Origin of the sequence: Streptomyces sp. NPDC008163 (genome assembly GCF_042956885.1) — a bacterium.
In the GTDB taxonomy this organism is placed as follows: domain Bacteria; phylum Actinomycetota; class Actinomycetes; order Streptomycetales; family Streptomycetaceae; genus Streptomyces; species Streptomyces drozdowiczii_A.
On record NZ_JBIBHG010000017.1, the window covers coordinates 34,554 to 59,566 of the forward strand.

Genomic DNA, 25,013 nt, shown 5'->3' on the forward strand with positions numbered 1-25,013 from the left:
GCCTGGAAGAGATGCAGGCCCAACAACCGCACGTGTGTAACAGGGAGTTGTCATGCCAGGTCCCAGGAAGCTAGACCCCTCCTCCTCCCCCCGAGCCCTCCTGGGCGCGGAACTCCGCCATCGGAGGGAACACGCGAACCTCTCCCAGTCCGATCTGGGCGAGCTGCTGTACGTCAGCGGCTCCTTCATCGGCCAGCTGGAGAACGGCTACCGCCGCATGCAGATGGACCAGGCGATCAAGTTGGACGACATCCTGAACGCGGATGGCTTCTTCAAGCGCAACTGTGCGGCTTTGGAGAAGTCGAAGTACCCGGATCACTTCGCGGAGGCGGCTGAGGCGGAGGCGCGTGCGACGGAGATCAAGGAGTACGCGCCCCAGCTCATCCCGGGTCTGTTGCAGACGGAGGCGTACGCCCGAGCGGTGTTCCGGGAGTACCAGCCCACAGCCGTCGAGTCCGTGATCGAAGAACTGGTGGCAACCCGCCTCGACCGAACACGACTCCTCGCCGATCCAACACTGCCGATGTTGTGGGCCGTGTTGGACGAAGCGGTGTTACGTCGAAAGGTGGGCGGGGCCGAATGCATGGCGGAAGCCCTCCGCCGCATCGCCGAGTTGATAAGGCAGCACCGGATCATCGTGCAAGTACTGCCGTTCTCCGCAGGTGCCCACGCAGCTCTGACCGGCTCTCTCAAGCTGATGTCGTTCGTCGATGAACCGCCACTCGCCTACGTGGACGGCATGGGCATCGGCCATCTCCAAGACGATCCGGCAACGGTCAGGCAGTACGAACTCACCTACGATCTGGTCGTGGCCAGCGCGCTCTCACCGGCAGCGTCCCTGGCGTTGATCGAGTCGGTGGCGGAGGATTACGAGCATGAGGCACAACAGTTCTAACTACGACCTTTCTACGGCCATTTGGCGCAAGTCGAGCTACAGCGGAGGCGACGGCGGCAACTGCGTGGAGGTCGCCACCTGGCGCAAGTCCACGTACAGCGGTCCGAGCGGCGGCGACTGCCTCGAAATCCTCGACGGCATCCCGGACGTCGTCCCCGTCCGCGACTCGAAGGTCACCGACGGCCCGGCGGTCGTGTTCGCGACGACCGCCTGGCAGCAGTTCGTCACCGACCTGAAGCACGGCTGACGCGGCGAGAGCCGAGAGCCGGTACCACTGACGCGCACGGTGGTACCGGCCGCCTTGACCTCAACCACGCTTGAGGCAACACGATCTCATCCATGCAGACAGCTACGGACTGGATCAGCAGGAACTCCCACGCGCTCACCGCGAGGAAGCCCGACGAACCGTTGGACGACCTGCGCCCGCTCGCCCCGCTGGTGCGCGACGCCGAGATCGTGGCGCTGGGAGCCGCCAGCAGGCAGACGCGCGAACTGTCGGAGGCGGCGCACCGCGTGGCGCGCCTGCTGGTGGAGGAGGAGGGGTTCCGGAGCGTCGTCCTGGAGGGTGACGATCCCGGCAGGCTCGGCCTGGCGGCGTACGTGGCCACCGGCGCGGGGGACCCGGGGGCCATGCTGGCGGAGGCGCGGGCGTTCTGGCGGACCGGGGAAATCCTCGAACTCGTACGGTGGATGCGGGCGTACAACGAGCGTCACCCGGACGACCCGGTACGTCTCGCGGAGCCACCGGCCGCAGAGGCGAGCACCCTGGCCGAAGCGGAACGCGCTCTCGCCGACGGGGCGGCCTGGTGGCAGCGGCACACGGGGGACAAGGTCGTCTACTGGGGCGGCATGGCGCACACCGCCATCGGCGACCCGCGCACCGTGTCCGTCTCCCCCACCGAGCCCCCGCAAACGCACCGGAACATGGGCGGTTACCTGCGCGAGCGCATGGGGACGGGCTTCCGGTCCATCGGCTTGACCGTGGGTCACGGTTCGTTCGGCCAACCCCTGCCCGCACCGAGCCCGGACTTCGTGGACAGCACCCTGAGCGCGGCCACCGGGAACACGAGGTCCTACCTCCTGGACCTGACCCTCCCCCGCCCCGAGCCGGTGCGCCGCATCCTGGACGCCCCGACCCGTACACGCCTGATCGGCCCGTCGTACGACCCCGGGAACGACGAGTCCCACCACATGTCCGGCGCCTCACTCACCACCTGGTTCGACGCCGTGATCCACACCGAAGAGGTGACGCCGTACCGGCCGCTGCCCTGAGGGCGGCCTCGCAGGTGCGCAACGGGTTGGCCGGAAGAACCGTGGGCCTCCTGGGCGTTGGTTGCTTGTATGAAAATCGGCGAGGCTTCCAGAGTCAGCGGTGTGAGTGCGCGGTCGTTGCGGCACTACGAGGACGAGGGCCTGATCGTCCCCGGCCGTTTCAGCAACGGCTTCCGTGACTACTGCCAGTCCACCGTCGACCGGGTGCTCGTCATCCGCTCGCTGCTGGAGTCGGGGCTGCCCGTACGGCTGATCAGGGAAGTCCTGCCCGGCCTCACCGATGGTTCCGATGCCGGCACCGACGCGGTGTGCGCGGAGTTCCTTCACGAGGTGCGGAGCCACCGCGATCGGCTCGCCGCCCGGATCGCCGTGCTCAGCGCTCAGCAGGCGGCACTCGACGCCTACCTGCGGGAGGCCCGCCGTACTGATCTCTGACGGCCGCTTGACCTTGACGCAAGTGTCAGGTTTCTACGGTCGGTGCATGGGAATCGACGAGCGGCGGAACACCGCCGAACAGACCGTACGCGCACTGGTCCAGCCGTCGTGGCGGGGGCCGCAGGACCTGACTCTCACGACCGATCGGCGCCGCCCCGCCCCGGGGCCCGGCGAGTACCTGATCCGTGTCGGCGCAGCCGGGGTCAACTTCGCTGACGTCATGCAGACCCACGGCACCTACGCAGGGGGTCCGCAGGCTCCCTACGTGGCGGGGTTCGAGGCCGCAGGCGAGATCGTGGGGGTCGGTCCGGACGTCGGGACTCCGCTGCGGCTCGGCACACACGTGGTCGGGGCCGGACCGGGCGCCTTCGCGCAGTACATGACGATGCCCGCCGCGGGTGTGCTTCCCGTGCCGTCCGGCTGGAGCGACGGCGAAGCCCTGGGTCTGGTGCTGAACTGGGCCACGGCCTTGGCGGCACTGAAGCCGCTGGGCGGGATCAGGGCGGGTGAGGCGGTCCTCATTCACGCCGCGGCCGGAGGTGTGGGGCAGGCCGCCGTCCGCCTGGCCCGCCACTACGGCGCACGCGTGATCGCCACGGCGTCACCGGAGAAGCACCGCACCGTCGAGGCGCTCGGCGCCGACGAGGTCCTGGACAGTCGACGCCCCGATCTGGCCGAGGAGATCACCCGCCTGACCGGTGGTGTCGATCTCGTCCTGGAATCGGTGGGACGAGCCACGTTCAGGACCAGCCTGGCCGTCGCCAGACCCTTCACCGGACGCGTCGTCGTGTTCGGCGCCGCGTCCGGCGACGCCACCCTCACCACCCACGACCTGGTCTTCACCCACCAGGTCCAGGTCAAGGGTCTGCACATCGGCGCACTGGCGGTCGCGGCCCCGTCCCTCTACCGGTCGCTGCTGGTCGAGCTCGAAGACCTCATCGCCCGCGGCGTCTACCCGCCCGGCACCCCCCACGTGCATCCCCTGGCCGAGGGCCCGGCGATTCTGCGGCAACTCGAAGCGGGCGGGACCCAGGGCAAGCTGGCCCTCGACCCCTGGCTCTAGTGCGCGATGCCGTCGATCAGCTCGCGCGCCCCCTGCCGGAGCAGGGCGACGGCCACGGACGTGCCGAGCGTGGCCGGATCGAGGCGGCCCGCCCACTCGTGGGCGTTGAGGACCGTCTTGCCGTCCGGCGAGAACACGCAGGCCCGGAGCGAGAGCTCCCCGCTGCCGTCGGCCCGGGCGTATCCGGCGATCGGGCTGTTGCAGTGGCCTTGCAGGACGTGCAAAAGCATCCGCTCGGCCTGCGTCTCCCGGTAGGCGTCGCGGTCGCCGAGCGGGCTGATGAGGTCGATGAGCTCGGCGTCACCCTCGCGGCACTGGAGCGCGAGGACTCCGGCGCCGATCGGCGGGATCATCGCCTCGACCGACAGGACCTCGGTGACGACGTCGGTCCGCCCGATCCGTTCGAGACCGGCGAGGGCCAGCAGCAGCGCGTCGGCCTCCCCCGCGTCGAGCTTCGCCAGACGGCTGTTCGCGTTGCCGCGCATCGGTACGCATTCGAGGTGCGGGTGCGAGGCGGCGAGCTGGGCGACGCGGCGCACGGAGGAGGTCCCGATCCTGGTACCGGCCGGGAGCTGGTCGAGGGTGAGGCCGCCGGGGTGGATGAGCGCGTCGCGGATGTCGTCCCGCTTGAGGAAGGCCGCGAAGGTCGTACCGGCGGGAAGGGGCCTGTCCGCCGGGATGTCCTTGACGCAGTGCACGGCGAGATCGGCCTCCCCGGCGAGAAGGGCCGCGTCGACCTCCTTGGTGAACGCCCCCTTCCCCTCGACCTCACTGAGGTCCCCCATCCACTTGTCACCGGTCGTCTTCACCGGGAGGACGGCGGTCTCGATACCGGGATGGATGACGGCCAGCTCGGCACGGACACGCTCCACCTGCGCGAGAGCCATCGGGGAATCACGGGAAACGATACGAATCAGGTCAACCGGCATAGGGGCACGATAGACCCTCGGATCCGGCGGGCCCGGGGCTCAAGCCCCGAGTTCCGAGCGCTCTTTGAGTGGAATGGTTGGGAGGGCCTTTGCCCGCCCACCCGCCCCCGTTACCCGCAAGGGTTCACTTTTCGCGACGGAGTTGCGACGCACGGTAGGCACGCTTTAGCTTCAGCGAGGACATAGACCTTGAAAACGGCCCCCGCCGGTGCACGAACACCGCCAGGGGCCTGACCACCTCGATCGAAAGCTGAGGAGACGATCAGATGGCTGATGACCAGTCTAGTAGCGCGCCCTTCCCCCACCACCCGATGGCGAACCCCGGTTACGGCAAACGCTCCGCCCCGGACCAACGCCCTCGTACGGGTCAGGACTTCACGCACCTCAACCCCCGTGACGCGGCCATCGCGGCGTACATCGACGGGCTGTGCGACGGCGCCGACATCTCCGTGAAGGCGCTGGCGAAAGCCCTCCCGTACGGACAGTGCGCCGTCCGGACGTCGCTGAACCGCCTCCAGGAGGCGGGGCACCTGCGCCGGGGCAGCGAGTGCGTGACGAGCGGGGTGAACCTGCTGTGGGTGACGCGGACGTTCTTTTCCCGCACCGCGCGGGATGATGCCTGGTGGGCGGGCTTCAGCCGGGGCGACGTCCCCAAGGAGACCCAACGGGAAACGCGGTCACGAGCGTTCATCCTGCTCGCGGCCCTGGGCCGCCGGGCCCCCGTGCTGTCGCTGTCGCACCGGGAGTGCGTGACGCTCGAACCGCAGGCGGCGGAGTGGCTGCGAAGGGGGCCACGGAACCCGAAGTCCTCCTGGCCCTCACCACCGGACTGCCGGACGTCATCCACCACCCGGCGGCGTTCGTCGCCAAACGCCTCCAGACGAAACTCCCCCCGGCCCGCGAACCGCACCCGGTGCTGCGCACCCTGGAATGCAGCGAGTGCCGCGCCCCTGGTTCCCCCGAAGCCCTCCCCGGCGGCAAGTGCCGCCCCTGCGCGGGCAGACCGACCCGCGCGACCCCGCCCCTCCCCGCCCAACAGGTCCACGCCCAGGCCCGCGCCGTACGAGCGGGCCTGATCCCCAGGTCGAACCGCCCCAAGCGCTGACCGTTCAGTCAGAACCTCGGAACTCCACCAGGAGCAGCGCCGAGTCGTCGTCGGGCGGGCCGCCGGTGTACCCGGCGACGTCCTCGCGTACACGGTGGAGGGCGTCCTCGGTGTCGCCGGTCGTCAGCAGCGGTGTGACGCGCTCGCGGACGGAGCACGGCTCGACGTCGTACAGGTCCCCGCCGAGGCGGGTGGCGCGGCTGGCGGAGACGTACGAGGTGGTGAGCCGGACCGGCCCGATCGCCGGGGGAATCGGGGTGAACAGCACATCCTCCAGCGTGCGGGCCACGTCCCCCACGTCGATGAGGCGCCGCTCGGCCTGCTCCTACGCCTCGCCCGCCCCGGCGACCCGCTCGATCGTCGCGCGGTGCGCTGCGCGGGCCTGCTCGTCGATCAGGCGCTCATGTTCGGGCCGCAGCCCGGTCCGGCCGTCCAAGCCCTCGCGCAGGATGTCGGCGTGCCCAGCATGCCGGTTGGACTCACCGAGGACATGGATCAGGACGGCGAACAGGGTCGTGCGGTCGTACGGTTCCGGCCACCACGGCACATGACCGGGCGCATCGAGGGGAAGGGCCTCGATCGTCGCGTCCGCGTGCTCCCACGTGCGCCGGTAGAACGCGATGACCTGCTCGCAGGTCTCCCCCTCGGCTGCCCACAGGTCGCTCCCGTCGGCGTCCTGCCACCGGCACAGCGGCTCGGGTGAAGGGCGCCCGAAGACCTCGCCGAAATACCGGGCCTCAACGGTGGCCATATGCTTGACCAGGCCGAGCAAATTGGTCCCGGTCGCCGTCAGCGGCCGCCGGGCGTCGTACGCGGACAACCCGTCGAGCTTCCAGAGCAACGCCTCACGGTCACGCCGGAGCCGCTGGTGCAGAAGGTCTTTCGCGGTCTCGTCGATCATGCGACGCGACCCTGCCACGGAGACCCTGGGGCGCTCAAGGGACCAGGAGACCTCCGCTTCGGGCATCGTTCCGTTGTCGGCATGGCCCGGCACCCGCCGATCACCTCGCCAGGCCAGGCCAGGATCACGCCCTCGCGATGCTCCTCGGCGAGCAACCTGCCACCGCCCTGAACCCGGCCGTAATCACGTGCAGCCCACCCAGAACGATATCGCGCAATCATGTGAAGTGATATCGTTTTGTTCTCGGAGGCGACAGCGAGGAGCACGCACATGGCCAGGACCGTCATCGACCTCGACGAGGCCATGGTCGCCGAGGCCATGCGCATATTCGGCACCAAGACCAAGGCCCAAGCGGTGCGCCTGGCCATGGAGGACGCGGTCAAGCGGCACCTCCGACAGGAGGGCTTCGACGCCATGGACGCCGGGGAGCTCGACTTCAGGGAGATCGTCGAGAGCACCGGCCCCCGCAACGCCGACGGCAGTCTCAAGCGCGAGGGCGGCCGGGCCGCCTGATGCAGGACCGCTATCTGATCGACAAGTCCGCGCTCGCACGCTGGACGAAGCCGGCTGTCAAGCAGGTGCTGAAGCCGCTGCACGAGCGATATCTGCTCGCCGTCTGCCAACCCACCGAGTACGAGATGGTCCACTCGGCCCGGGACAGCTCCGAGGCGACCAGGATCAGCACCTGGCTGCACGCCTTCGACTACCTCCACGTCACGGAGAACACCTTCGCCCGCGCCCTGGAGGTCCAGCGCCACGCCCTCCACGCCGGTTTCCATCGGGCCCTGTCGCTCCCGGACCTTCTGATCGCCGCGACCGCGGAGCTGAACCGGCTGACCGTCCTGCACTACGACGGCGACTTCGACATGATCGCCTCGCTCACCGGCCAGCCCGCCGAGTGGGTCGTCCCCCCGGGCAGCGCCGACCGCTGAGCGGGGGCCTCCGGGCCGCTACGCCACCGGCTCCGCGCTGTCCACGATGAGCATGCATCTTTCGGCAGGGCTGGTGGACACCCGGACCCGCAAGCCCGCTAGTACGGAGCCTGCACCCCCTCACCGATCACCCGCAGTCCGATCTGCGCGGCCAGCCAAGGCGCGCGCTCGGCCTCGAACTGCTTGACGTGTACGTAGACCATGTAATCGTCTGCGGGCTCGTTCAGTTCGAGGTCGTGAACGTTCACACACAGCGTCACGAAGGCCCCTCTGGCCCCTCCGGTGCCCAGCCCGGCCTCCGGCGCGGCCGGCCACCCCATGAAGTCCCACCGCACCGTGGCCGGGGTGCCGTTCAACACTTCGAGGAACCGCGGAACGGTCTCCGGCTCTTCCGCCAAGGCGCGCCAGTGAATCGGCAGGTACGCGGACGGATCATCGCCCGGCTTTGACGACCCGTCGTCGTCGCAGGCGAACCATGTCGCGTACGGCACAAGCTCCGTCAGCGCCTTCAACGCGTCGGGCGAGGAGATCACGGCCGTGTAGTCGATTTCGAGATCCCTGAGGTCGGCGATCCCGAGCAGCCCGTCGACCGCGCGCAACGCCACCGCGAGATCAGCCGTCCTCAGGATGGGCACCGCGTGCGAGTTGGACATGCCCGCCATCTTCCCGTCTCCGGCCACGAGCGCGCTCCCGGTTTACACGCGGCTATCGGGGCTCAGGCCGGCGAACTGTCCGCGATGAGTTTCAGCAGGCCCGGGAAGCGGGACTCGATGTCCTCGCGGCGGAGTTGGGCCATGCGGCTGTTGCCGCGGTCCACCTGGCGGACCAGGCCCGCTTCGCGGAGGACCCGGAAGTGGTGGGTCCGGGTCGACTTGGAGACGGGCAGGCCGAACGACGTGCAGGAGCGTTCCGTGCCGTCCGGCTGGGCGGCCAGGGTGGCCACGACCAGGTAGCGCATGGGGTCGGACAGGGCCTTCATGACGGCCTGGAGCTCCATCTCCTCAAGGGTCGGATGCCCTTCGGCGTCCGGCATGACGCACCTCCTCCGCTTCGATGACGGGCCCCCCGCCACCAAGGTACTACTTGCGTCGTACCTGACGCCGTGCCAGTCTATCCGGCGCCAGGTACGAAATTCCTCGTACCTGGCGGTCCTCGTCTGCCCCCTCACCCCCGGAGCCCTCTCGTGCAACAGACCGCCCCCGCCCGGCAGGGGCTGACGCTCGCGGTCGTCCTGCTCGCCGTCTTCGTGGTGCCCACCTCGATATCCGGCACCGCCGTGGCGCTTCCCGCCATCGGCGAAGACCTCCACGCGGGCTCGGCATCCCTTCAGTGGGTGGTGAACGCCTTCAACCTGGCGTTCGCCTGCTGCACCCTCGTCTGGGGCTCGCTCGCCGACCTCATCGGCCGCATCCGCGCCTTCACCACGGGCGCCGCGATCTTCACCGCCGCGTCCGTCGCCTGCGCCGTCACGCCCAATGTCTACGTGCTCGACGCGGCCCGCGCGGTCGCCGGGATCGGAGGGGCGGCGCTCTTCGCCTGCGGGAGCGCGATCATCTCCACGGCCTTCGACGGGGCCGCCCGCGCCAGGGCGTTCGCGCTGTTCGGCACGGTCGCCGGGATCGGCGTCGCGCTCGGCCCCACCGTCTCGGGACCGGCCGTGGACGGACTCGGCTGGCGTTGGATCTTCGGGCTGCACGCCCTGGCCCTGGCGCTCGTGCTCCTCTGCCTGCCCGCCGTGGCGCGTACGGTCGAAGAACCGCACGGCACCGGCGCACCCCGGCTCGACCTGCGCGGCGCCGCCGTCTTCGTACTCGCGATGCTCGCGCTCACGTACGCCATCGTGCAGGGCTCGCAGTGGGGCTGGACCGCCACCGGCACGCTCGGTCTGCTCGCCCTGGCCCTCGTCCTGCTCGCACTGTTCACCGCGCACTCACGCCGGGCCGAGGCCCCGCTGCTCGACCTGACCGTCCTGCGGAACAAGGCGTTCCTCGCGTACTGCCTGGTGCCCGTGGCGGCCTCGTTCGGCTTCGTCACGCAGCTCACCTACCTGCCGACGTATCTGACGACCGTCGCCGGAGACAGCCCGTCCACGGCAGGGGCGACGATGCTGCTGCTGACGCTGCCCGTCCTCGCCCTGCCCCTCGTCGGCGCGCGACTGGTGCAGCGCGGCACCCCCGCGACCACCGTGGTCCTCGCGTCGCTGGGCTGCCTCGTGATCGGCGACCTCGCCCTGCTGCTGCTCGGCCCGGACACCTCCACGCTCACCATGGCCGTGCCCATGCTGCTCACCGGGGCGGGCATGGGGCTTTCGGCCGGGCTGGTGGACGCCCAGGCCCTCGCCCTGGTCGACCCCGCGAAGGCCGGCATGGCGGCGGGCTTCCTCAACACCCTGCGCCTGGGCAGCGAGGCCGTCGCCGTGGCCGTCTTCGGCTCGGCCGTCGCGGGCCTCGCCGCCGGACGGCAGGGCACCGGAACGTACCCCGCCGCCTACGACTCCGCCTTCCACACGCTGCTCTGGGCGATGGCGGCCGTCTGCGCGGCCCTCGCGGCGGCCGTCGTCACGCTGGCCCGCAGGGAACGACAAGCCTGAGGACCACGACGGGCCCGGGGCCTACTCCGTGCGCAGCTCCGCGAACACGCCGCGCACCTCCGCGCCCTCCGGCGTACGCCAGGGGCCCGACACGTGCCCGTTCGCGCCCTCCGGACCGGCCGCGGCGGGCCGCAGGAGGCGGTTCACGCGGAGCGTCGCGTCCCTGGTCGACAGATGCGTACCCGTGGGGTTGTCCGTGGCCCTCGCGGCCGCGTCGCCGAGGGGGCCTCCGGGCCCGGAATGGGAGATCGTCCGGTCCGGGGTGTCGCTCTCGCTCTGGGCCTGGGGCTCGGCGCGACCGTCGAGGAGGGCGAACAACCGCTCCACCAGGACCGGGTCGTGGCAGCCGTCGTACACCCAGCGCTGCCCGAGCACGCCGTGCGTGGTCATGCCGATGAAAGCGTCCTCCGCACCGGCGAGCGCGGCGCCCCGGTAGGTGAGCGGCACGAAGTACGGCACCGGCCCGTCGCCCGAGGTGTCGGTGACCACCATGAACTCGATGCCCACCTCGCCCTGCGGATCGTCCAGGCGGAAGCCGCCGGACTTGACGAGGGAGGGACGCGTGGGGCCCACGTACCAGGGGCGGGTGGGAAGCCAGGCGGTGAGCAGTTCGAGCTTGGTCGGCGACAGGGTGGTGCGGTGGATGACGGCCATACCGAAGGTCTCCCGTGGGTCGCGTGAACAGCTGTTTTCCCCGCGCGCGGGAGGCGTTGCCAGACCCACGCGCTAGGTTGAGCCTATGACCTCTGGGGGGAACACCACCGTACGTATCCGGCCGCAGCAGTTCCACGGATCCGGGGTGGCCGGTCCGCCCGGACCGGCCACCGCCTAGGACCTGCGCGTCACCACCCGGAGGGAGCGGGAGGCGGGACCACCGCCGGACGGTCGTCGCAGGTGATCGTGTTGGGCAGCAGCCACGGCGCGAGCCAGCCGCCGTCGTTGCCGCCCAGGTCCGTGAGGCCGAACTCCGATCCCGTGGAAGGGAAGTTGAACGAGCCGCAGTTGTTGACGCCCACCGCGCCCACGTTGCGCGCGTCCACGTTCTCGAAGGTGGCGCCGCCCGCCGCGCGGGCGCTGAGCACCGAGGTGCCCGTGCCGTCGACCCTGATGTCCTTGAAGTGGATGTCCTTGATGACGTACTGGTCCTTCACCCCCCAGTCCGAGACCAGCATGACCGCGTTGTACGTGCTGTCCAGGAAGTCGTTGCCGGTGACCCGGATATCGGCGCCGTCGATGCTCCGGTCCAGGGCGTAGACCCACAGCGCGCCGAGCCCGATCTTCCAGTTCAGCTCGAACGTGCCCGCGCGGACCGTGGTGTTGCGCGCGAGGTCCACCTTCCCGGCGAACGGCTCGGCGCCGAAGCGGGAGCCGAGGTGCAGCGCGCTGCCCTCGCGGACCGGGTCGGCGACGAGGTTGTCGGAGACGGTGATGTCGCTGCCGCCGTAGACCGCGATGCCGTTGGCGAGGACCGGGGTCTGCACGGTGTTGTGGTCGAAGGTGTTGCGCGCGTTGGTGGTCTTCTCGGCCCACATCGCGAGTCCGTCGTCGCCCGAGTTGCGCACGAAGGTGTTGGTCACGCGGGAATCGGTCACGCCCGTGTGGAAGTTGATGGCGTCCGCGATCTGGTCCACGATCACGGTGTCGGAGACCTTCAGGTTCTTCATCGGGCCGTCGAACCACATGCCGACCTTGGTGTGGCTGATGTGCAGGCCCGAGAGGGTCGAATCGCTCATCGCGCCGCCGATCGCGTTGACCTGGTCGGTGTCGATGCGCTCGCGCACGTCGCCCTCGATGGCGAAGCCGGACAGATGCACGTGACGGCTGCCGCCCTCGGCCGCCGTCTTCCCGTAGAAGCCGACGCCGGTGTGCGTGGACCCGTCGGCGGCGGGCTCGTCGAGCGCCACCTCACGGCCCTTGATCTTCGTGTACCAGCTGCCCGCACCGGTGATCGTGACGTCGTCCACGACGATGTGCCGGTCGACGCGGTACGTCCCCGGCGGGATGTACACCTTCAGATGGGTGCGCCGGGCGAAGGCGATCGCCTTCTCGATCGCGCCCGCCGCGTCCCGCCGCCCGGTCGGATCGGCACCGAACGCCAGGACGTTGGCGGCGAGGAGTTCGACGTGCGGCAGCCCGACGCGCTCGGAGTCCAGCAGGTCGATCGCCGTCCACGCGGCCCGGCTCCCGGCCGGCACGGTCAGCCGCACGGTGTCGCCCGCGCGGTACGTACGGCCGAGCAGCAGGCGCTGCTCGTCGTAGAAGTGGCTGGGCCGGAACGGCTTGTCCACGACCGGGGCGGGCGTCGTGTCGGCGGGAACGCAGCCGCACTCGGTGATCCACCAGTCGGGGTGGAGGAGCCCGGCGCCCGGGTCGTTGGAGAACGGGTACTGGTTGTACAGCCAGGAGTACTGCGAGGTCAGCGTCATCGTGGACCGCTTGGACCCGTTCACCGAGACGTCGAGCGGCGCCGTGATCCCGCCGCCGCCCGGCGCGTCCGGGATGCTGTAGCGCACGGTGATCGCGTTGGCCGCCTCGGGCAGCGTGAACTCCACGTGCTGCCCGGGCGTCAGCCTGACCGCCCGGCGGCCCGACGCCTCGGACGGCAGCGTGTACGCGTCCCGGTCCGGGCCGATGACCGTGCCGTTCGTGGCCGCGTTCTCGGCCTCCTGCTCGGCGAAGGCCACCTCGGCGCCGCGCCCCCGCACCAGCGCGGGGTCGAGCGCGGCGCGCGTGACGACCGGGCCCGGAGCGGCGGCGGGCCGGGGTCCGGCGAGCGCGGGCGCACCGGCCAGCACCCCGAACCCGACGGCGGCCGCGGTCACCGAGGCGACCGTGGACGCGTACAGCCCGGCCCGACGCGGTCTTCGCACCGCCGCCGCGACAGCGGCGATCTTCCGTGACATCGCATGCCCGTTTCTCTGAGTTCTGGTGGCAACGGCCGTGCGCGCGTGGGGAGTCGCCGCCGTCATGAGTGAGCCGACAGTAGGGCGGACACCCGCCCGCCCACAAGCTCCGTGCAGCCATTTTTCCGACCAAGTGCAGCGCAAGTGCATTGCTCTGTCATTTTTTTGCGCAAGCTGCGCAAGGCGCCGTCGGTCACCCGAGCCTGCCCGGACCTTGTCCGTCCGATCACTGGTCTCATGGCCTACTGGCCGGTATACAGGCGAGGTTGGGTCCGCCGGGCACGAGCCGCCGAGCGGCCGGGTGCCGTGTGGCACCCCGCGCGCCCCGGCCGTCGCCGCCCGTCCGCGGACTGCCGGATTTTCTGGGGAGGGCAAGATGATGCATCGGACGCGTCCGGGCAGGGCCGTATCCAAGCGCCGCACCGCCATCGCGCTGGCCGCGCTGAGCGGTTGCGTACTCACCGCCGGTTTCACCGGCACGGCCTCGGCCGCGACGGGCGGCTCGCACGGAGCGCCCCGCACCTCCTACGTGGCGCTGGGCGACTCGTACACGTCCGGCCCCCTGATACCCACGCAGGTCGACGCCAACTGCGCCCGTTCGGACAACAACTACCCGTCGATCACCGCGCGCGAGCGCCACGTCACCTCGTTCACCGACGTGAGCTGCGGCGGTGCGACGACCGCCGAGATGTGGCAGGCGCAGGGCACCAACGGGCCGCAGCTGGACGCGGTGGAGAAGGACACGGACCTCGTGACCCTTCAGATCGGCGGCAACGACGTCGGCTTCGGCTCCATCATCGGCACCTGCGCGACCCTCAGCACCAAGGACCTCGCCGGCGATCCGTGCCGGCAGTACTACGGGGCCAAGGGCTACGACCAGTTGACGCTGAAGATCCTCGAAACGGCCCCGAAGATCGCCCGCGTCCTGCGGGACGTGCACCGCAAGGCCCCCCACGCGCGCGTGGTCGTCGTCGGCTATCCCGACCTCCTTCCCGAGGACGGCACCGGCTGCTTCCCCCAGGTCCCCTTCGCCGCGAAGGACTTCCCTTACCTGCGGGACACGGAGAAGCGCCTCAACCTGATGCTGCGCGCGGTGGCTCTCCTGAACCGGGCCGACTACGTGGACACGTACGGACCGACGGTGGGCCACGACATGTGCAAGTCACCCGCCGACCGCTGGATCGAGCCGCTGAGCCCCGCGGCCCCCGCCGCCCCGGCCCACCCCAACGCCAAGGGCGAGGAGGTCATGGCACAGGCCCTCCTGAAGACCCTCGGCAAGGGGTCCGGGCGCCACTGAACCCGGCCGCGGGCCGGGCCCCGTAGACGCGACGACACCGGCCCCCGGGGACGAATCCCCGGGGGCCGGTGTCTTGGTACTACTGGAACTGCCGATCCGTCAGGATCAGAAGTCCATGTCACCGCCCGGCATGCCGCCCGGAGCGGCCGCGGCGGCCTTCTCCGGCTTGTCGGCGATGACGGCCTCGGTGGTGAGGAACAGCGCGGCGATCGACGCGGCGTTCTGCAGGGCGGAACGCGTGACCTTCGCCGGGTCCAGGATGCCCTCGGCGATCATGTCGACGTACTCGCCGGTCGCGGCGTTCAGGCCGTTGCCGACCGGAAGGTTGCGGACCTTCTCCACGACGACGCCACCCTCAAGGCCACCGTTGACGGCGATCTGCTTGAGCGGGGCCTCCAGCGCGAGCTTCACGGCGTTGGCGCCGGTCGCCTCGTCACCCGAGAGCTCCAGCTTCTCGAAGACGGCGGAAGCCTGGAGCAGAGCCACGCCACCACCGGCGACGATGCCCTCCTCGACGGCGGCCTTGGCGTTGCGCACCGCGTCCTCGATGCGGTGCTTGCGCTCCTTCAGCTCGACCTCGGTCGCGGCACCGGCCTTGATGACGGCCACGCCGCCGGCCAGCTTCGCCAGGCGCTCCTGGAGCTTCTCGCGGTCGTAGTCCGAGTCGGAGTTCTCGATCTCGGCACGGATCTGGTTGACGCGGCCCTGGACCTGGTCGCTGTCACCGGCGCCGTCGACGATGGTCGTCTCGTCCTTGGTGATGACGACCTTGCGGGCGCGGCCGAGCAGGTCGAGACCGGCGTTCTCCAGCTTGAGGCCGACCTCCTCGGAGATGACGGTGCCGCCCGTGAGGATGGCGATGTCACCGAGCATGGCCTTGCGGCGGTCGCCGAAGCCCGGGGCCTTGACGGCGACGGACTTGAAGGTGCCGCGGATCTTGTTCACGACCAGGGTCGACAGGGCCTCGCCCTCGACGTCCTCGGCGATGATCAGCAGCGGCTTGCCCGACTGCATGACCTTCTCCAGCAGCGGAAGGAGGTCCTTCACGTTGCTGACCTTGGAGTTCACGATCAGGATGTACGGGTCGTCGAGGGACGACTCCATGCGCTCCATGTCGGTGGCGAAGTACGCCGAGATGTAGCCCTTGTCGAAGCGCATGCCCTCGGTGAGTTCCAGCTCCAGACCGAAGGTCTGGGACTCCTCGACGGTGATGACGCCTTCCTTGCCGACCTTGTCCATGGCCTCGGCGATGAGCTCGCCGATCTGGGTGTCGGCGGCGGAGATGGAGGCGGTCGAAGCGATCTGCTCCTTGGTCTCCACGTCCTTGGCCTGCTCCAGGAGGGCGGCGGAGACGGCCTCGACGGCCTTCTCGATGCCCCGCTTGAGAGCCATCGGGTTCGCACCCGCGGCCACGTTGCGCAGGCCCTCGCGGACGAGCGCCTGGGCGAGAACGGTGGCGGTGGTCGTACCGTCGCCGGCGACGTCGTCCGTCTTCTTGGCGACCTCCTTGACCAGCTCCGCACCGATCTTCTCGTACGGGTCCTCCAGCTCGATCTCCTTGGCGATGGACACACCATCGTTGGTGATCGTGGGGGCGCCCCACTTCTTCTCGAGGACGACGTTGCGACCCTTGGGGCCAAGGGTGACCTTGACGGCGTCGGCGAGCTGGTTCATGCCGCGCTCGAGACCGCGCCGGGCCTCCTCGTCGAACGCGATGATCTTGGCCATGTGAAGTGGTCCTCCCGGACAGGGGTGGATTGCTCCGGACCGAGTGGCGCCCGCGACGGACGGCCTGCGTGCCGTGCGGTTCCTTCCCCGCCCGGCGTGCGGGCCTCACCGGCCCGGTCCAAAATTCTGTCACTCTCACCTGGAGAGTGCTAAGCCCAATGATTAGCACTCGACCCCGTTGAGTGCAAGCGCCGAAGGCTCCTTGAGGGGTGGTGGTCGGGCGACGGGAGGGCGCAAGCGCCCCCGGCCGGAGTGTGGACAACCCCGGCGACACTCGGCCGACCCCGGACACGCGAAGGGCCCGTACCCCTATGGGTACGGACCCTTCGTACGTGCGTGGCGTCGCGGCCGACGTGCCGTGCCGGGCTCAGCCGACGGCGAGCTTGACCATGTCCGCCTGCGGCCCCTTCTGGCCCTGCGAGATCTCGAACTCGACCCGCTGACCTTCTTCGAGGGTGCGGTACCCGTCCATCTGGATCGCGCTGTAGTGGACGAATACATCCGCACCACCGTCGACCGCGATGAAGCCGTACCCCTTCTCCGCGTTGAACCACTTGACGGTGCCCTGAGCCATGCCTAACTCCCCTGTAACGTGTGTGCGCCGAAGCGCGTCGACCGCGGCTGAATGTATCTGCCCAACTGCCCTGTGCGACAGGTCAATCGGACGACAATTCTGCGCAGCGCCGATCGCCCGAATATGAGGAATTCATGAGCTTGCGGGGCAAGTCGGGCCCCACAAAGGCGACTTAAGGCACAAGAGGCACACGCACATTGGCTGCTTCTGATCGTGTCGCGGCGCATTCTCATATGCGAGGCGCACGGGCAGCGAAGGGGACTTCCCACACTCTACCCCGCTCAACCATGCAGAATTGCCCCCTCCGCTTCTCTCGCGGAGGGGGCAATTGCGGTGACGCTACGGAGCCTTGGGCTCAGCAGCCGCCGGCCACTGCGGGAATGATCGAGACGCCGGCACCGTCCGGGGTCGCCGCGTCGAGGCCGCCTTCAAAACGCACGTCGTCGTCGTTGACGTACACGTTGACGAAGCGGCGCAGCTTGCCCTGGTCGTCCAGCACGCGGGCGGCGATGCCCGGGTGGTCCTTCTCCAGCGAGGCGATGACCTCGGAGAGGGTCGCGCCCTCGGCCGGAACCTCGGCCTGGCCGCCGGTGTAGGTGCGGAGGATGGTGGGAATGCGGACCTTGACGCTCATGGGCGGTGCCTTCCTGAAGTCTCGGGTGGTCAGCTGGTGGCGAGTCCGGCGGCGCGGAAGGCGTCCAGGCTCGGGCGGATCGTGGCGGTCGCCTGCGAGGTGTCGGCCACCGCGTCCAGCGTCTTGAGGCCGTCACCCGTGTTCAGGACGACGGTGGTGAGCGCCGGGTCGAGCAGACCGGCGTCGATCAGCTTCTTCGTCACGCCGACCGTCACCCCGCCCGCCGTCTCGGCGAAGATGCCCTCGGTGCGGGCCAGCAGCTTGATCGCGTCCACGACCTGCTCGTCGTTGACGTCCTCGACGGCACCGCCGGTGCGGCGGGCGATGTCCAGGACGTACGGGCCGTCGGCCGGGTTGCCGATCGCGAGGGACTTGGCGATCGTGTTCGGCTTCTGCGGGCGGACCACGTCGTGACCGGCCTTGAAGGCGGTGGAGACCGGGGAGCAGCCCTCGGCCTGGGCGCCGAAGATCTTGTACGGCTTGTCCTCGACCAGGCCGAGCTTGATCAGCTCCTGAAGACCCTTGTCGATCTTCGTGAGCTGCGAGCCGGACGCGATCGGGATGACGATCTGGTCGGGCAGCTGCCAGCCGAGCTGCTCGCAGATCTCGTACGCGAGCGTCTTCGAACCCTCGCCGTAGTACGGACGCAGGTTCACGTTGACGAACCCCCAGCCCTCGCCGAGCGGGTCGCCGATGAGCTCGGAGCAGAAGCGGTTGACGTCGTCGTAGTTGCCCTCGATGCCGACCAGCTCACCGCCGTACACCGCGGCCATGACGACCTTGCCCTGCTCCAGGTCGTGCGGGATGAACACGCAGGAGCGCAGACCGGCCCGCGAGGCGGCGGCGCCGACCGCACCGGCGAGGTTGCCGGTCGAGGAGCAGGACAGCGTGGTGAAGCCGAAGGCGCGGGCGGCCTCGACGGCGATCGCCACGACGCGGTCCTTGAAGGAGTGCGTCGGGTTGCCCGAGTCGTCCTTCACGTACAGGCCGCCGGTCACACCCAGCTCACGGGCGAGGTTGTCGGCCTTGACCAGCTTGGTGAAGCCGGGGTTGAGATTGGGCTTGTCGGCCACATCGGCGGGCACCGGCAGCAGCGGCGCGTAGCGCCAGATGTTGTTCGGGCCGGCCTCGATGCGCTTCTTCAGCTCGTCGGGGGAGCCGCTCGGCAGGTCGTACGCCACTTCGAGCGGCCCGAAACAGGACGCGCAGGCGAAAATGGGACCAAGTGCGAACCGCTCACCGCATTCGCGGCAGGAAAGAGCCGCGGCGGGACCCAGGTCCACAGAGGATTCGGTGTGTGCTGCGACGGTTTCAACAGCCATGATGGCGAGGCCCTTTCTCCTCATCTTCCTCACGGCGCGTTTCGCCGCGAGACGGAATTGGCACCTTCCCCACCTGACCTCGCGGTCGGCAGGAGGGTTGCCGGGACTTCAACGGGCCGTTCCCTCTGTCCCTCTGGATGAGCGCTGTGGCGACGGATCATGGATCCGCGCATTTGTCGGCGGACCGACCCCGGCATGCGAGGACCGTCCGCGTTGTTCAAGACTGTAACCGAAGGACCGGACGGGTGAGATAGCCGTCCGTACCGCGAGATGGATCACATACAGGGAGTATCGACCGTGCTCGAAGAGGTCGAACGCTGGCTGACCAGGCGTTCCTGGTCGGCCGCCGACCACCCGCCCGGGAGCGTGCGGGCCGCCGCGAACGGTACGGGCGTGAGCGTCGTTCTACCGGCCCTCAACGAGGCCGCGACCGTCGGTGACATCGTCGCGACGATCCGGCGCGAGCTGATGGAGCGGATCCCGCTGGTGGACGAGCTGGTCGTGATCGACTCGGGCTCCACGGACGCCACCGCCGAGGTGGCCCGCCGCGCGGGCGCCCGGGTGGTCCACCGCGACGCGATCCTGCCCCGCCTCCCGGCCGTCCCCGGCAAGGGCGAGGTGCTGTGGCGGTCGCTCCTGGTGACCAGGGGCGACATCCTGTGCTTCATCGACGCGGACCTGAAGGACTTCTCGGCCGACTTCGTCTCCGGCATCGTCGGCCCGCTGCTCGCCCAACCCGAGGTGCAGTTCGTCAAGGCGATGTACGACCGGCCGCTCGGCGAGGCAGCCGGGCAGGGCGGCCGCGTCACCGAGCTGGTGGCCCGGCCCCTGCTGAATCTGCACTGGCCGCTCCTCGCGGGCTTCGTCCAGCCGCTGGGCGGCGAGTACGCCGCACGCCGCTCGCTCCTGGAGCGGCTGCCGTTCCCGGTCGGTTACGGGGTCGAGCTCGGCCTGCTCGTGGACGCGCTGCACACCGTGGGCCTCGACGCCCTCGCGCAGGTCGACGTCGGCGTCCGCGTCCACCGCCACCAGGACGGCCGGGCGCTCGGCCGGATGGCCTCCGCGATCTACCGCACCGCGCAGGTGCGGCTCTCCCGGGGCCATCTGGTGCGCCCCTCGCTGACCCAGTTCGAACGCGGGCCGGACGGGTTCGTTCCCCGCACGTACCCCGTCGACACGCAGGAGAGGCCGCCGATGTGCGAGATCGAGGAGTACGTGGCACGCCGCGCGGCCTGATCACGACCCCACGCCGTCCGGCTTCGTACGTTTGGACGGATCGGGTTCGGGCTAGATTCCGGCCATGGTCTCCGAGCACGCCCCCCAGCCCGCTGCCCAGGTTCTCGTCGCCTCCAACCGCGGCCCCGTCTCGTACGCCCTGGGCGACGACGGCACCCTCGAAGCGAAACGGGGCGGGGGCGGACTCGTCTCCGGCCTCAGCGCCGTCGACGACAAGATGTGGGTCTGCGCCGCCCTCGGCGACGGCGACCGCGAGGCGGTGCGCCGGGGAGTCGGCGAGCCGGGCGTCCGGATGCTCGACATCGACGCCGCGGTGCACGCCGACGCGTACAACGGCATCGCCAACTCCGTGCTGTGGTTCGTCCACCACATGCTGTACCAGACGCCCGTCGAGCCCGTCTTCGACGCGGAGTTCCGCAGGCAGTGGGCCTCCTTCGAGACGTACAACCGGGCCTTCGCCGAGGCGCTGGCCGAGGAGGCGGGCGAGGGCGCGGCCGTCCTCGTGCAGGACTACCACCTCTCGCTGGTCCCCGGCATGCTCCGCGAGCTCCGCCCCGACCTGCGGATCGGCCACTTCTCGCACACCCCGTGGGCGCCCGTCGACTACTTCCGGCTGCTCCCCGACGACATCGCCGAGCAGCTGCTGCGCGGCATCCTCGGCGCCGACCGCGCCGCCTTCCTGACCCGCCGCTGGGCGGACGCCTTCATCGGCTGCTGCGCGGAGATCCTGGGCGGCACCGGCGGCACCCGCGTCGGGGTCCACGGCCTGGGCGCCGACGCCGGATTCCTGCGGAGCCGGTCGCACGAGGCGGACGTGGACGAGCGGATGGCGGCCCTGCGCGAGCAGATCGGGCCCGACCGGAAGACCGTCGTCCGGGTCGACCGCACGGAGCTGTCCAAGAACATCGTCCGGGGCCTGCACGCCTACCGCACCCTGCTGGACGAGCACCCCGAATGGCGCGAACGCGTCGTGCACGTCGCCTTCGCCTATCCCTCGCGCCAGGACCTCGCGGTCTACCGGGAGTACACCGCGGAGGTCCAGCAGGTCGCCGACGCGATCAACAAGACGTACGGCACGGCGGGCTGGACCCCGGTCGTCCTGCACGTCAAGGACGATTTCGCCCGCTCGCTCGCCGCGTACCGGCTGGCCGACGTCGCCCTCGTCAACCCGATCCGGGACGGCATGAACCTGGTCGCCAAGGAGGTCCCGGTCGTCTCCGACGAGGGCTGCGCGCTGGTCCTGTCGCGGGAGGCCGGTGCGTACGAGGAGCTCGGCGAGCACGCGTTCACGGTCAACCCGTACGACGTCTCCGCCACGGCCGACGCGCTGCACGAAGCGCTGACGCTCCCGGACGACGTGCGGGCCGCCCGCACGGAACGCCTGGCCGAGGCCGCCACGGCGCTGCCCCCGCAGCAGTGGTTCCTGGACCAGCTGGACGCGCTGCGGCGCGACTAGCGACTAGGCGAGCCGGTCGGCGAGGTCCCGCAGGTACGCCACGACCGCGCCGGGCCCGGGCAGGGCCAGGTCGGCGCGGTCGGCGAGCTCCGGCACCTCGCTGCCGCTGCAGATGAGCAGGCCCGGGACGGCGTCCTCGTCCTGTGTCCGGAGCTTCTCCACGGCCGCGTACGCGGCGAGGTCGCCCAGGTCGTCGCCCGCGTACAGCACGGACGTCGCGCCGATCTCGCGCACGAACTCGGTGAGCGCGACACCCTTGTCCATGCCCGGGGGGCGCAACTCCAGTACCAGGCGCCCCGGTTCCACGATCAGCCCGTGGCGCGCGGCCAGTTCGCCGAGGGGCCCGCGCAGCGCGTCGAACGCGGCCTGCGGGTCTGCGGCGCGTCGGGTGTGCACGGCGAGGGCGTGGCCCTTGTCCTCGGTCCAGGTCTCGTACTCCGCCAGTACGCCGGGGAGTTCGGCGCGCACGGCGGCGATGCCCGGGTGCGGTTCGGGGGCGTGCACGGCCCCGGTCACGGCGTCCCAGCGCTCGGCCCCGTAGTGCCCGAGGACGACGAGATGGTCGAGCCCTTCCACTCCGGCGACCCCGGCAAACCGCACGGCGACGTCGGCGGGGCGGCCGGTGATCACGGCCACGGCCGCGACCTTCGGCGCGAGGGCGGCGAGCGCCGCCACGGCTCCGGGGTGCGCCCGCGCCTGCTCCGGATCCGGCACGATGTCCGCCAGCGTCCCGTCGAAGTCGAGCGCGACGAGGGCCTCGGCCGGCCGGGCGAGGAGGGCTTCCAGCCCGGTACGGCCTGCGGTTGTCTGTGGGGTGCCCATGCGGTGAGCGTATCCCCGCGCACCTCGTTGCGGGGGCGCTGCCCCCGCACCCCCGCTGCTCAATCGCCGCAGGGGCTTGATTTGGCCGCCACACCGTCCAGCCCCGCCGGCGCCTGAGGCGCGGGGCCCGGGGCAGCGCCCCGGTTACCGCCGCCCGCGCCGAGCGTCCCGCACGCGCCGAAGGCGATTCACCGTCACCGGATCCTCCTCCAGCGCCCGCCGATCATCCAGCAACGCATTCAGCAGCTGGTAATACCGCGTCGGCGACAGCCCAAGCCGCTCCCGGATCGCCCGCTCCTTCGCCCCCGCCCCCGCCCACGACTGCCGCTCCACCGCAAGGACCGCTCGGTCGCGGTCGGACAGCGGCGCGGACTCGGCGGGGCCGTTCGGGGGGTGGGCGGTCATATCAGCCAATATATGGCGCTCCCCGCCCCCACGGAACGCGGAGGCTACTCCGCCGCCTCCGCCTGCGTCGCATCGCGAGCGATCCGCTCCAGCACGCTCCGCGGGCTCGCCCCCGGCTCCACGGCCTTGCCGATGTTCTCCTTGATCGACTCGCTCGCCGCCGCCCAGGACGTCTTGCCGAACGGGTAGAACTCCGACTCCGGCAGCGCTGCCAGGAACTGGTGCAGCGGCTTGTACTTCGCGTCGTCCTCCATCGCCGCGGACGCGCTGTTCGTGGGCGGCAGCAGGTCGTACATGTCGGCGAACTCGATCACGTTCTTGTCGGTGAACAGGTAGTCGAAGAACTTGCCGATCTCGACCCGGTGATCGTTCTGCTTGAAGCCCATGATCCAGTCGGCGACGCCCATCGAGCCCTCGGTGGGCCCCTGCTCGCCGGGCAGCGGGACCATGCCGACCTTGACGCCCTGCTTCTGCGCCTCCTCCATCAGCGTGGGGTGGCCGTTGAGCATGCCGACCTTCCCCTTCGAGAACTCCTCGAACGCCTGGGCGCGGTTGAGCTTGCCGGGAGCGACCGGTCCGACGAGGCCCTTGTCCACGAGGTTCGACTTCAGCCAGTCGAACGTCTTGACGTTCTCCTCGGAGGCGATGTCGTACGAGCCGACCTCATCGGTGTAGCCGCCGCCTCCGCTGAGCATCCACATCAGGGTCTCGGCCTGGGACTCCTCCGGCCCGAGCGGCAGCGCGAAGGGGTAGGACACCCCGCGCTGCTTGAGCGCGGCGGCGTCGGAGGCTATGTCGCTCCAGGTCCTGGGGGCGTCGAGGCCGGCCTGCGAGAAGAGCTTCTTGTTGTAGAAGAGCAGCCGGGTGGAGGCGACGAACGGCAGCCCGTACTGAATGCGGTTGACCTGCCCCGCGTCGATGAGCTTCGGCAGGAAGTTGGCCTGGGTGGGGATGCTCAGCATCTCGTCGGCGGAGTAGAGCTTCCCCGCCTTCGCGTAGTCGGCGTAGGCGCCGATCTGCGCGATGTCGGGGGCCTTGCCGTCCTTGACCATCTTGGCGACCTCGCGGTCGATGTCGGTCCAGGGCAGGACGGTCACGTCGACCTTGATGCCGGGGTGGGACGACTCGAAGCCGCGGGCGACGTCGTCCCAGTACTTGTCGGACTTGTTCGCCGCGCTCGTGCCGTAGTCGGCCGCGACCAGCTTCAGCGTCACATCGCCGGAGCCGCCGCTCGTGCCGCAGCCCGACAGCGTGGCCGTCATCCCCAGTACGGCGACAGCCGCCGTCAGTCCCAAGTAACGCCGCTGCACAGCTCAGTCCGTCCTCGTCGATTGCACTGCCCACAGCTCCCGCATTCGCGCGGGGCACTCCGGGTGAGCTGCGATTTTGCCCGCCACCGGCATAGAGGTCTACACCACGGAGGTATCGCTTCCACAACGCAGCAGCATTGCACGGGGCCCGCGACGGCTGCTAAGTAGGTCTCGACGTACGGGCCTTATTGGTCCAGACCTTTAGCCGACGGTGCGTCAGTTCCCGTACCACTCCGCCCCGTCGCCCCGACCGCGCCCAGCCGCAAGGAGCCGCTCCGCATGTCGCGTACCGCATCTGAGATTGCCACCCAGCCCAGCTGCTGGCGGCGTGCCGCACAGGCGGGCGCGGAGTTCGAGGGACTGCCGAAGCCGGGCGAGCGCGTCGCCGTCACGGGATGCGGCACCTCGTGGTTCATGGCCATCGCGTACGCGGCCCTGCGGGAGGCCGCGGGGCAGGGCGAGACGGACGCGTACGCCTCCTCGGAATTCCCGGTGGGGCGGCCGTACGACCGGGTCGTCGCGATCACCCGCTCCGGTACGACGAGCGAGGTGCTGGCGCTCCTCGGCGAGCTGCGCGGGCGCGTCCCCACCGTCGCACTGACCGGCGACCCGAAGACGCCCGTCATGGCGGCGGCCGACGCGGTCGCGGTGCTGGACTGGGCGGACGAGGAGTCCGTCGTCCAGACCCGGTTCGCGACGACCGCGCTCGCCTTCCTCCGGGCGGGCCTGGAGGCGGCCGGTCCGCTTCCGGCGGGGGTGAAGACCGTGGCCGAGGCGGCGGTGGACGCGGAGCTGGCGGTGACCGAGCCGCTGGCCGAGGCGGTGGTCGCGGCCGAGCAGTGGACGTTCCTGGGGCGCGGCTGGACCTACGGCCTCGCCCAGGAGGCCGGGCTGAAGATGCGCGAGGCGGCGGGCGCCTGGACCGAGTCGTACCCGGCGATGGAGTACCGCCACGGCCCGATCGCGATCACCGGTCCGAACCGGGTGGCCTGGATCTTCGGCGCCCTGCCCGAGGGGCTGGCCGGCGAGGTCGCGGCGGTCGGCGGGACGCTGGTCGCCCACGGCACGGCGGACCCGATGGCGGACCTGATCCGCGCGCAGCGGCTCGCGGTGGTCCTGGCCGAGTCGAAGGGGTACGACCCCGACCACCCGCGCAATCTCTCGCGCAGCGTGATCCTGCCGGAGTAGGGCCCGTACGGACGGG

Annotated in this window: 26 protein-coding genes, 1 pseudogene and 1 riboswitch; of the genes and pseudogenes, 13 read left to right on the forward strand and 14 right to left on the reverse strand. The window is 70.3% G+C overall.

The features are described 5' to 3' along the window. Positions 1-52 precede the first annotated feature (52 nt). The 5 genes from ACFZAT_RS30305 to ACFZAT_RS30325 all read left to right on the forward strand — a co-directional run bounded on the left by ACFZAT_RS30305 (position 53) and on the right by ACFZAT_RS30325 (position 3,665). Positions 53-895 carry a Scr1 family TA system antitoxin-like transcriptional regulator gene (locus tag ACFZAT_RS30305; RefSeq protein WP_391268704.1) on the forward strand — a complete coding sequence of 281 codons (843 nt, stop codon included), beginning with the start codon at positions 53-55 and terminating at the stop codon, positions 893-895. Further along, positions 876-1,142, forward strand: coding sequence for a DUF397 domain-containing protein (locus ACFZAT_RS30310; RefSeq protein ID WP_391268705.1), 267 nt, complete (start codon positions 876-878; stop codon positions 1,140-1,142). Before ACFZAT_RS30305 ends, ACFZAT_RS30310 begins: the two co-directional genes overlap by 20 nt. 92 nt (positions 1,143-1,234) lie before the next feature. Next, a complete protein-coding gene (locus ACFZAT_RS30315; RefSeq protein ID WP_391268706.1) occupies positions 1,235-2,167 on the forward strand; it encodes an erythromycin esterase family protein in 933 nt (310 codons plus the stop codon). A 69-nt stretch (positions 2,168-2,236) separates the two neighbouring features. Then, positions 2,237-2,602 (forward strand): MerR family transcriptional regulator, encoded by a 366-nt coding sequence (locus tag ACFZAT_RS30320; RefSeq protein ID WP_391268707.1) that lies wholly within the window; start codon positions 2,237-2,239, stop codon positions 2,600-2,602. Positions 2,603-2,648: 46 nt separating this feature from the next. After that, the gene (locus ACFZAT_RS30325) at positions 2,649-3,665 is read left to right on the forward strand and encodes a zinc-binding dehydrogenase (protein WP_391268708.1); all 1,017 of its coding nucleotides are present in this window, start codon (positions 2,649-2,651) and stop codon (positions 3,663-3,665) included. Here the strand turns inward: ACFZAT_RS30325 and hemC are convergent. After that, entirely contained in the window at positions 3,662-4,594 is a 933-nt protein-coding gene (gene hemC / locus ACFZAT_RS30330; protein ID WP_391268709.1) for a hydroxymethylbilane synthase, read from the reverse strand. The two genes, ACFZAT_RS30325 and hemC, sit on opposite strands and share 4 nt — an antisense overlap. Positions 4,595-4,905: 311 nt before the next feature. On the opposite strand from hemC, the pseudogene ACFZAT_RS30335 reads away from it, so the two are divergent. Continuing rightward, positions 4,906-5,699, forward strand: a pseudogene (locus ACFZAT_RS30335) (hypothetical protein). 4 nt (positions 5,700-5,703) lie between these two features. Here the strand turns inward: ACFZAT_RS30335 and ACFZAT_RS30340 are convergent. Next, positions 5,704-5,988 carry a hypothetical protein gene (locus ACFZAT_RS30340; protein ID WP_391268710.1) on the reverse strand — a complete coding sequence of 95 codons (285 nt, stop codon included), beginning with the start codon at positions 5,986-5,988 and terminating at the stop codon, positions 5,704-5,706. A gap of 36 nt (positions 5,989-6,024) precedes the next feature. After that, positions 6,025-6,600, reverse strand: coding sequence for a DUF664 domain-containing protein (locus ACFZAT_RS30345; protein WP_391268711.1), 576 nt, complete (start codon positions 6,598-6,600; stop codon positions 6,025-6,027). A gap of 270 nt (positions 6,601-6,870) precedes the next feature. Between ACFZAT_RS30345 and ACFZAT_RS30350 the strand changes: the two genes are divergently transcribed. Both ACFZAT_RS30350 and ACFZAT_RS30355 read left to right on the forward strand, forming a co-directional pair. Continuing rightward, positions 6,871-7,113, forward strand: a complete 243-nt coding sequence (locus ACFZAT_RS30350) for a type II toxin-antitoxin system VapB family antitoxin (protein WP_073862403.1) — start codon at positions 6,871-6,873, stop codon at positions 7,111-7,113. Next, on the forward strand, positions 7,113-7,532 hold the full coding sequence (locus ACFZAT_RS30355) for a PIN domain-containing protein (RefSeq protein WP_391268712.1): 420 nt from the start codon (positions 7,113-7,115) through the stop codon (positions 7,530-7,532). The genes ACFZAT_RS30350 and ACFZAT_RS30355 overlap by 1 nt, the downstream gene beginning before the upstream one ends. A gap of 98 nt (positions 7,533-7,630) precedes the next feature. On the opposite strand, the gene ACFZAT_RS30360 is transcribed toward ACFZAT_RS30355, so the two are convergent. After that, positions 7,631-8,185: a hypothetical protein gene (locus ACFZAT_RS30360; protein WP_391268713.1), complete on the reverse strand. Its 555-nt coding sequence runs from the start codon at positions 8,183-8,185 to the stop codon at positions 7,631-7,633. A 62-nt stretch (positions 8,186-8,247) separates the two neighbouring features. Further along, positions 8,248-8,565, reverse strand: a complete 318-nt coding sequence (locus tag ACFZAT_RS30365) for an ArsR/SmtB family transcription factor (protein WP_391268714.1) — start codon at positions 8,563-8,565, stop codon at positions 8,248-8,250. A 150-nt stretch (positions 8,566-8,715) separates the two neighbouring features. Here ACFZAT_RS30365 and ACFZAT_RS30370 point away from each other — a divergent pair, with 150 nt between their 5' ends. Continuing rightward, positions 8,716-10,122, forward strand: coding sequence for an MFS transporter (locus ACFZAT_RS30370; protein ID WP_391268715.1), 1,407 nt, complete (start codon positions 8,716-8,718; stop codon positions 10,120-10,122). A gap of 21 nt (positions 10,123-10,143) precedes the next feature. Here ACFZAT_RS30370 and ACFZAT_RS30375 read toward each other — a convergent pair whose 3' ends face one another. Next, entirely contained in the window at positions 10,144-10,776 is a 633-nt protein-coding gene (locus ACFZAT_RS30375) for a 1,4-alpha-glucan branching protein (RefSeq protein ID WP_391268716.1), read from the reverse strand. A 188-nt stretch (positions 10,777-10,964) separates the two neighbouring features. Next, positions 10,965-13,025, reverse strand: a complete 2,061-nt coding sequence (locus tag ACFZAT_RS30380; RefSeq protein ID WP_391268717.1) for a glycosyl hydrolase family 28-related protein — start codon at positions 13,023-13,025, stop codon at positions 10,965-10,967. A 376-nt stretch (positions 13,026-13,401) separates the two neighbouring features. Between ACFZAT_RS30380 and ACFZAT_RS30385 the strand changes: the two genes are divergently transcribed. After that, complete coding sequence (locus ACFZAT_RS30385; RefSeq protein ID WP_391268718.1) at positions 13,402-14,322, forward strand: GDSL-type esterase/lipase family protein; 921 nt, start codon at positions 13,402-13,404, stop codon at positions 14,320-14,322. 105 nt (positions 14,323-14,427) lie between these two features. Here the strand turns inward: ACFZAT_RS30385 and groL are convergent, their stop codons facing one another. From groL to thrC, 4 genes are all read right to left on the reverse strand, one after another. Continuing rightward, a complete protein-coding gene (groL, locus tag ACFZAT_RS30390) occupies positions 14,428-16,050 on the reverse strand; it encodes a chaperonin GroEL (protein ID WP_018101572.1) in 1,623 nt (540 codons plus the stop codon). 367 nt (positions 16,051-16,417) lie between these two features. Beyond that, entirely contained in the window at positions 16,418-16,624 is a 207-nt protein-coding gene (locus ACFZAT_RS30395) for a cold-shock protein (protein ID WP_003967346.1), read from the reverse strand. A gap of 355 nt (positions 16,625-16,979) precedes the next feature. After that, positions 16,980-17,258 (reverse strand): MoaD/ThiS family protein, encoded by a 279-nt coding sequence (locus tag ACFZAT_RS30400; RefSeq protein ID WP_018101573.1) that lies wholly within the window; start codon positions 17,256-17,258, stop codon positions 16,980-16,982. Positions 17,259-17,287: 29 nt separating this feature from the next. Continuing rightward, positions 17,288-18,580 (reverse strand): threonine synthase, encoded by a 1,293-nt coding sequence (thrC, locus tag ACFZAT_RS30405; protein ID WP_026171321.1) that lies wholly within the window; start codon positions 18,578-18,580, stop codon positions 17,288-17,290. A 17-nt stretch (positions 18,581-18,597) separates the two neighbouring features. Beyond that, positions 18,598-18,724, reverse strand: a riboswitch (SAM riboswitch). A 153-nt stretch (positions 18,725-18,877) separates the two neighbouring features. Here thrC and ACFZAT_RS30410 point away from each other — a divergent pair. Both ACFZAT_RS30410 and ACFZAT_RS30415 read left to right on the forward strand, forming a co-directional pair. Then, the gene (locus ACFZAT_RS30410) at positions 18,878-19,816 is read left to right on the forward strand and encodes a glucosyl-3-phosphoglycerate synthase (protein ID WP_391268719.1); all 939 of its coding nucleotides are present in this window, start codon (positions 18,878-18,880) and stop codon (positions 19,814-19,816) included. A gap of 64 nt (positions 19,817-19,880) precedes the next feature. After that, positions 19,881-21,272 carry a trehalose-6-phosphate synthase gene (locus tag ACFZAT_RS30415; protein WP_391268720.1) on the forward strand — a complete coding sequence of 464 codons (1,392 nt, stop codon included), beginning with the start codon at positions 19,881-19,883 and terminating at the stop codon, positions 21,270-21,272. A 3-nt stretch (positions 21,273-21,275) separates the two neighbouring features. On the opposite strand, the gene otsB is transcribed toward ACFZAT_RS30415, so the two are convergent. From otsB to ACFZAT_RS30430, 3 genes are all read right to left on the reverse strand, one after another. Further along, the gene (gene otsB, locus ACFZAT_RS30420) at positions 21,276-22,094 is read right to left on the reverse strand and encodes a trehalose-phosphatase (protein WP_391268721.1); all 819 of its coding nucleotides are present in this window, start codon (positions 22,092-22,094) and stop codon (positions 21,276-21,278) included. Positions 22,095-22,238: 144 nt separating this feature from the next. Further along, entirely contained in the window at positions 22,239-22,499 is a 261-nt protein-coding gene (locus ACFZAT_RS30425) for a DUF3263 domain-containing protein (RefSeq protein ID WP_018101578.1), read from the reverse strand. Positions 22,500-22,543: 44 nt separating this feature from the next. Then, entirely contained in the window at positions 22,544-23,761 is a 1,218-nt protein-coding gene (locus ACFZAT_RS30430; RefSeq protein WP_391268722.1) for an extracellular solute-binding protein, read from the reverse strand. 327 nt (positions 23,762-24,088) lie between these two features. Between ACFZAT_RS30430 and ACFZAT_RS30435 the strand changes: the two genes are divergently transcribed. Then, positions 24,089-24,997 carry an SIS domain-containing protein gene (locus ACFZAT_RS30435; RefSeq protein WP_391268723.1) on the forward strand — a complete coding sequence of 303 codons (909 nt, stop codon included), beginning with the start codon at positions 24,089-24,091 and terminating at the stop codon, positions 24,995-24,997. Positions 24,998-25,013: the final 16 nt, after the last annotated feature.

What these genes read in the sequence shown, in the direction of transcription:
- ACFZAT_RS30310 (WP_391268705.1), top strand. Translation starts at nt 876, where the DNA reads ATGAGGCACAACAGTTCTAACTACGACCTTTCTACGGCCATTTGGCGC.
- ACFZAT_RS30375 (WP_391268716.1), bottom strand. Translation starts at nt 10,776, where the DNA reads ATGGCCGTCATCCACCGCACCACCCTGTCGCCGACCAAGCTCGAACTG.
- ACFZAT_RS30315 (WP_391268706.1), top strand. Translation starts at nt 1,235, where the DNA reads ATGCAGACAGCTACGGACTGGATCAGCAGGAACTCCCACGCGCTCACC.
- groL (WP_018101572.1), bottom strand. Translation starts at nt 16,050, where the DNA reads ATGGCCAAGATCATCGCGTTCGACGAGGAGGCCCGGCGCGGTCTCGAG.
- hemC (WP_391268709.1), bottom strand. Translation starts at nt 4,594, where the DNA reads ATGCCGGTTGACCTGATTCGTATCGTTTCCCGTGATTCCCCGATGGCT.
- ACFZAT_RS30360 (WP_391268713.1), bottom strand. Translation starts at nt 8,185, where the DNA reads ATGTCCAACTCGCACGCGGTGCCCATCCTGAGGACGGCTGATCTCGCG.
- ACFZAT_RS30430 (WP_391268722.1), bottom strand. Translation starts at nt 23,761, where the DNA reads ATGACGGCCACGCTGTCGGGCTGCGGCACGAGCGGCGGCTCCGGCGAT.
- ACFZAT_RS30355 (WP_391268712.1), top strand. Translation starts at nt 7,113, where the DNA reads ATGCAGGACCGCTATCTGATCGACAAGTCCGCGCTCGCACGCTGGACG.
- ACFZAT_RS30400 (WP_018101573.1), bottom strand. Translation starts at nt 17,258, where the DNA reads ATGAGCGTCAAGGTCCGCATTCCCACCATCCTCCGCACCTACACCGGC.
- ACFZAT_RS30435 (WP_391268723.1), top strand. Translation starts at nt 24,089, where the DNA reads ATGTCGCGTACCGCATCTGAGATTGCCACCCAGCCCAGCTGCTGGCGG.
- ACFZAT_RS30305 (WP_391268704.1), top strand. Translation starts at nt 53, where the DNA reads ATGCCAGGTCCCAGGAAGCTAGACCCCTCCTCCTCCCCCCGAGCCCTC.
- otsB (WP_391268721.1), bottom strand. Translation starts at nt 22,094, where the DNA reads ATGGGCACCCCACAGACAACCGCAGGCCGTACCGGGCTGGAAGCCCTC.
- ACFZAT_RS30395 (WP_003967346.1), bottom strand. Translation starts at nt 16,624, where the DNA reads ATGGCTCAGGGCACCGTCAAGTGGTTCAACGCGGAGAAGGGGTACGGC.
- ACFZAT_RS30385 (WP_391268718.1), top strand. Translation starts at nt 13,402, where the DNA reads ATGATGCATCGGACGCGTCCGGGCAGGGCCGTATCCAAGCGCCGCACC.
- ACFZAT_RS30415 (WP_391268720.1), top strand. Translation starts at nt 19,881, where the DNA reads ATGGTCTCCGAGCACGCCCCCCAGCCCGCTGCCCAGGTTCTCGTCGCC.
- ACFZAT_RS30325 (WP_391268708.1), top strand. Translation starts at nt 2,649, where the DNA reads ATGGGAATCGACGAGCGGCGGAACACCGCCGAACAGACCGTACGCGCA.
- ACFZAT_RS30425 (WP_018101578.1), bottom strand. Translation starts at nt 22,499, where the DNA reads ATGACCGCCCACCCCCCGAACGGCCCCGCCGAGTCCGCGCCGCTGTCC.
- ACFZAT_RS30320 (WP_391268707.1), top strand. Translation starts at nt 2,237, where the DNA reads ATGAAAATCGGCGAGGCTTCCAGAGTCAGCGGTGTGAGTGCGCGGTCG.
- ACFZAT_RS30350 (WP_073862403.1), top strand. Translation starts at nt 6,871, where the DNA reads ATGGCCAGGACCGTCATCGACCTCGACGAGGCCATGGTCGCCGAGGCC.
- ACFZAT_RS30365 (WP_391268714.1), bottom strand. Translation starts at nt 8,565, where the DNA reads ATGCCGGACGCCGAAGGGCATCCGACCCTTGAGGAGATGGAGCTCCAG.
- ACFZAT_RS30380 (WP_391268717.1), bottom strand. Translation starts at nt 13,025, where the DNA reads ATGTCACGGAAGATCGCCGCTGTCGCGGCGGCGGTGCGAAGACCGCGT.
- ACFZAT_RS30345 (WP_391268711.1), bottom strand. Translation starts at nt 6,600, where the DNA reads ATGATCGACGAGACCGCGAAAGACCTTCTGCACCAGCGGCTCCGGCGT.
- thrC (WP_026171321.1), bottom strand. Translation starts at nt 18,580, where the DNA reads ATGGCTGTTGAAACCGTCGCAGCACACACCGAATCCTCTGTGGACCTG.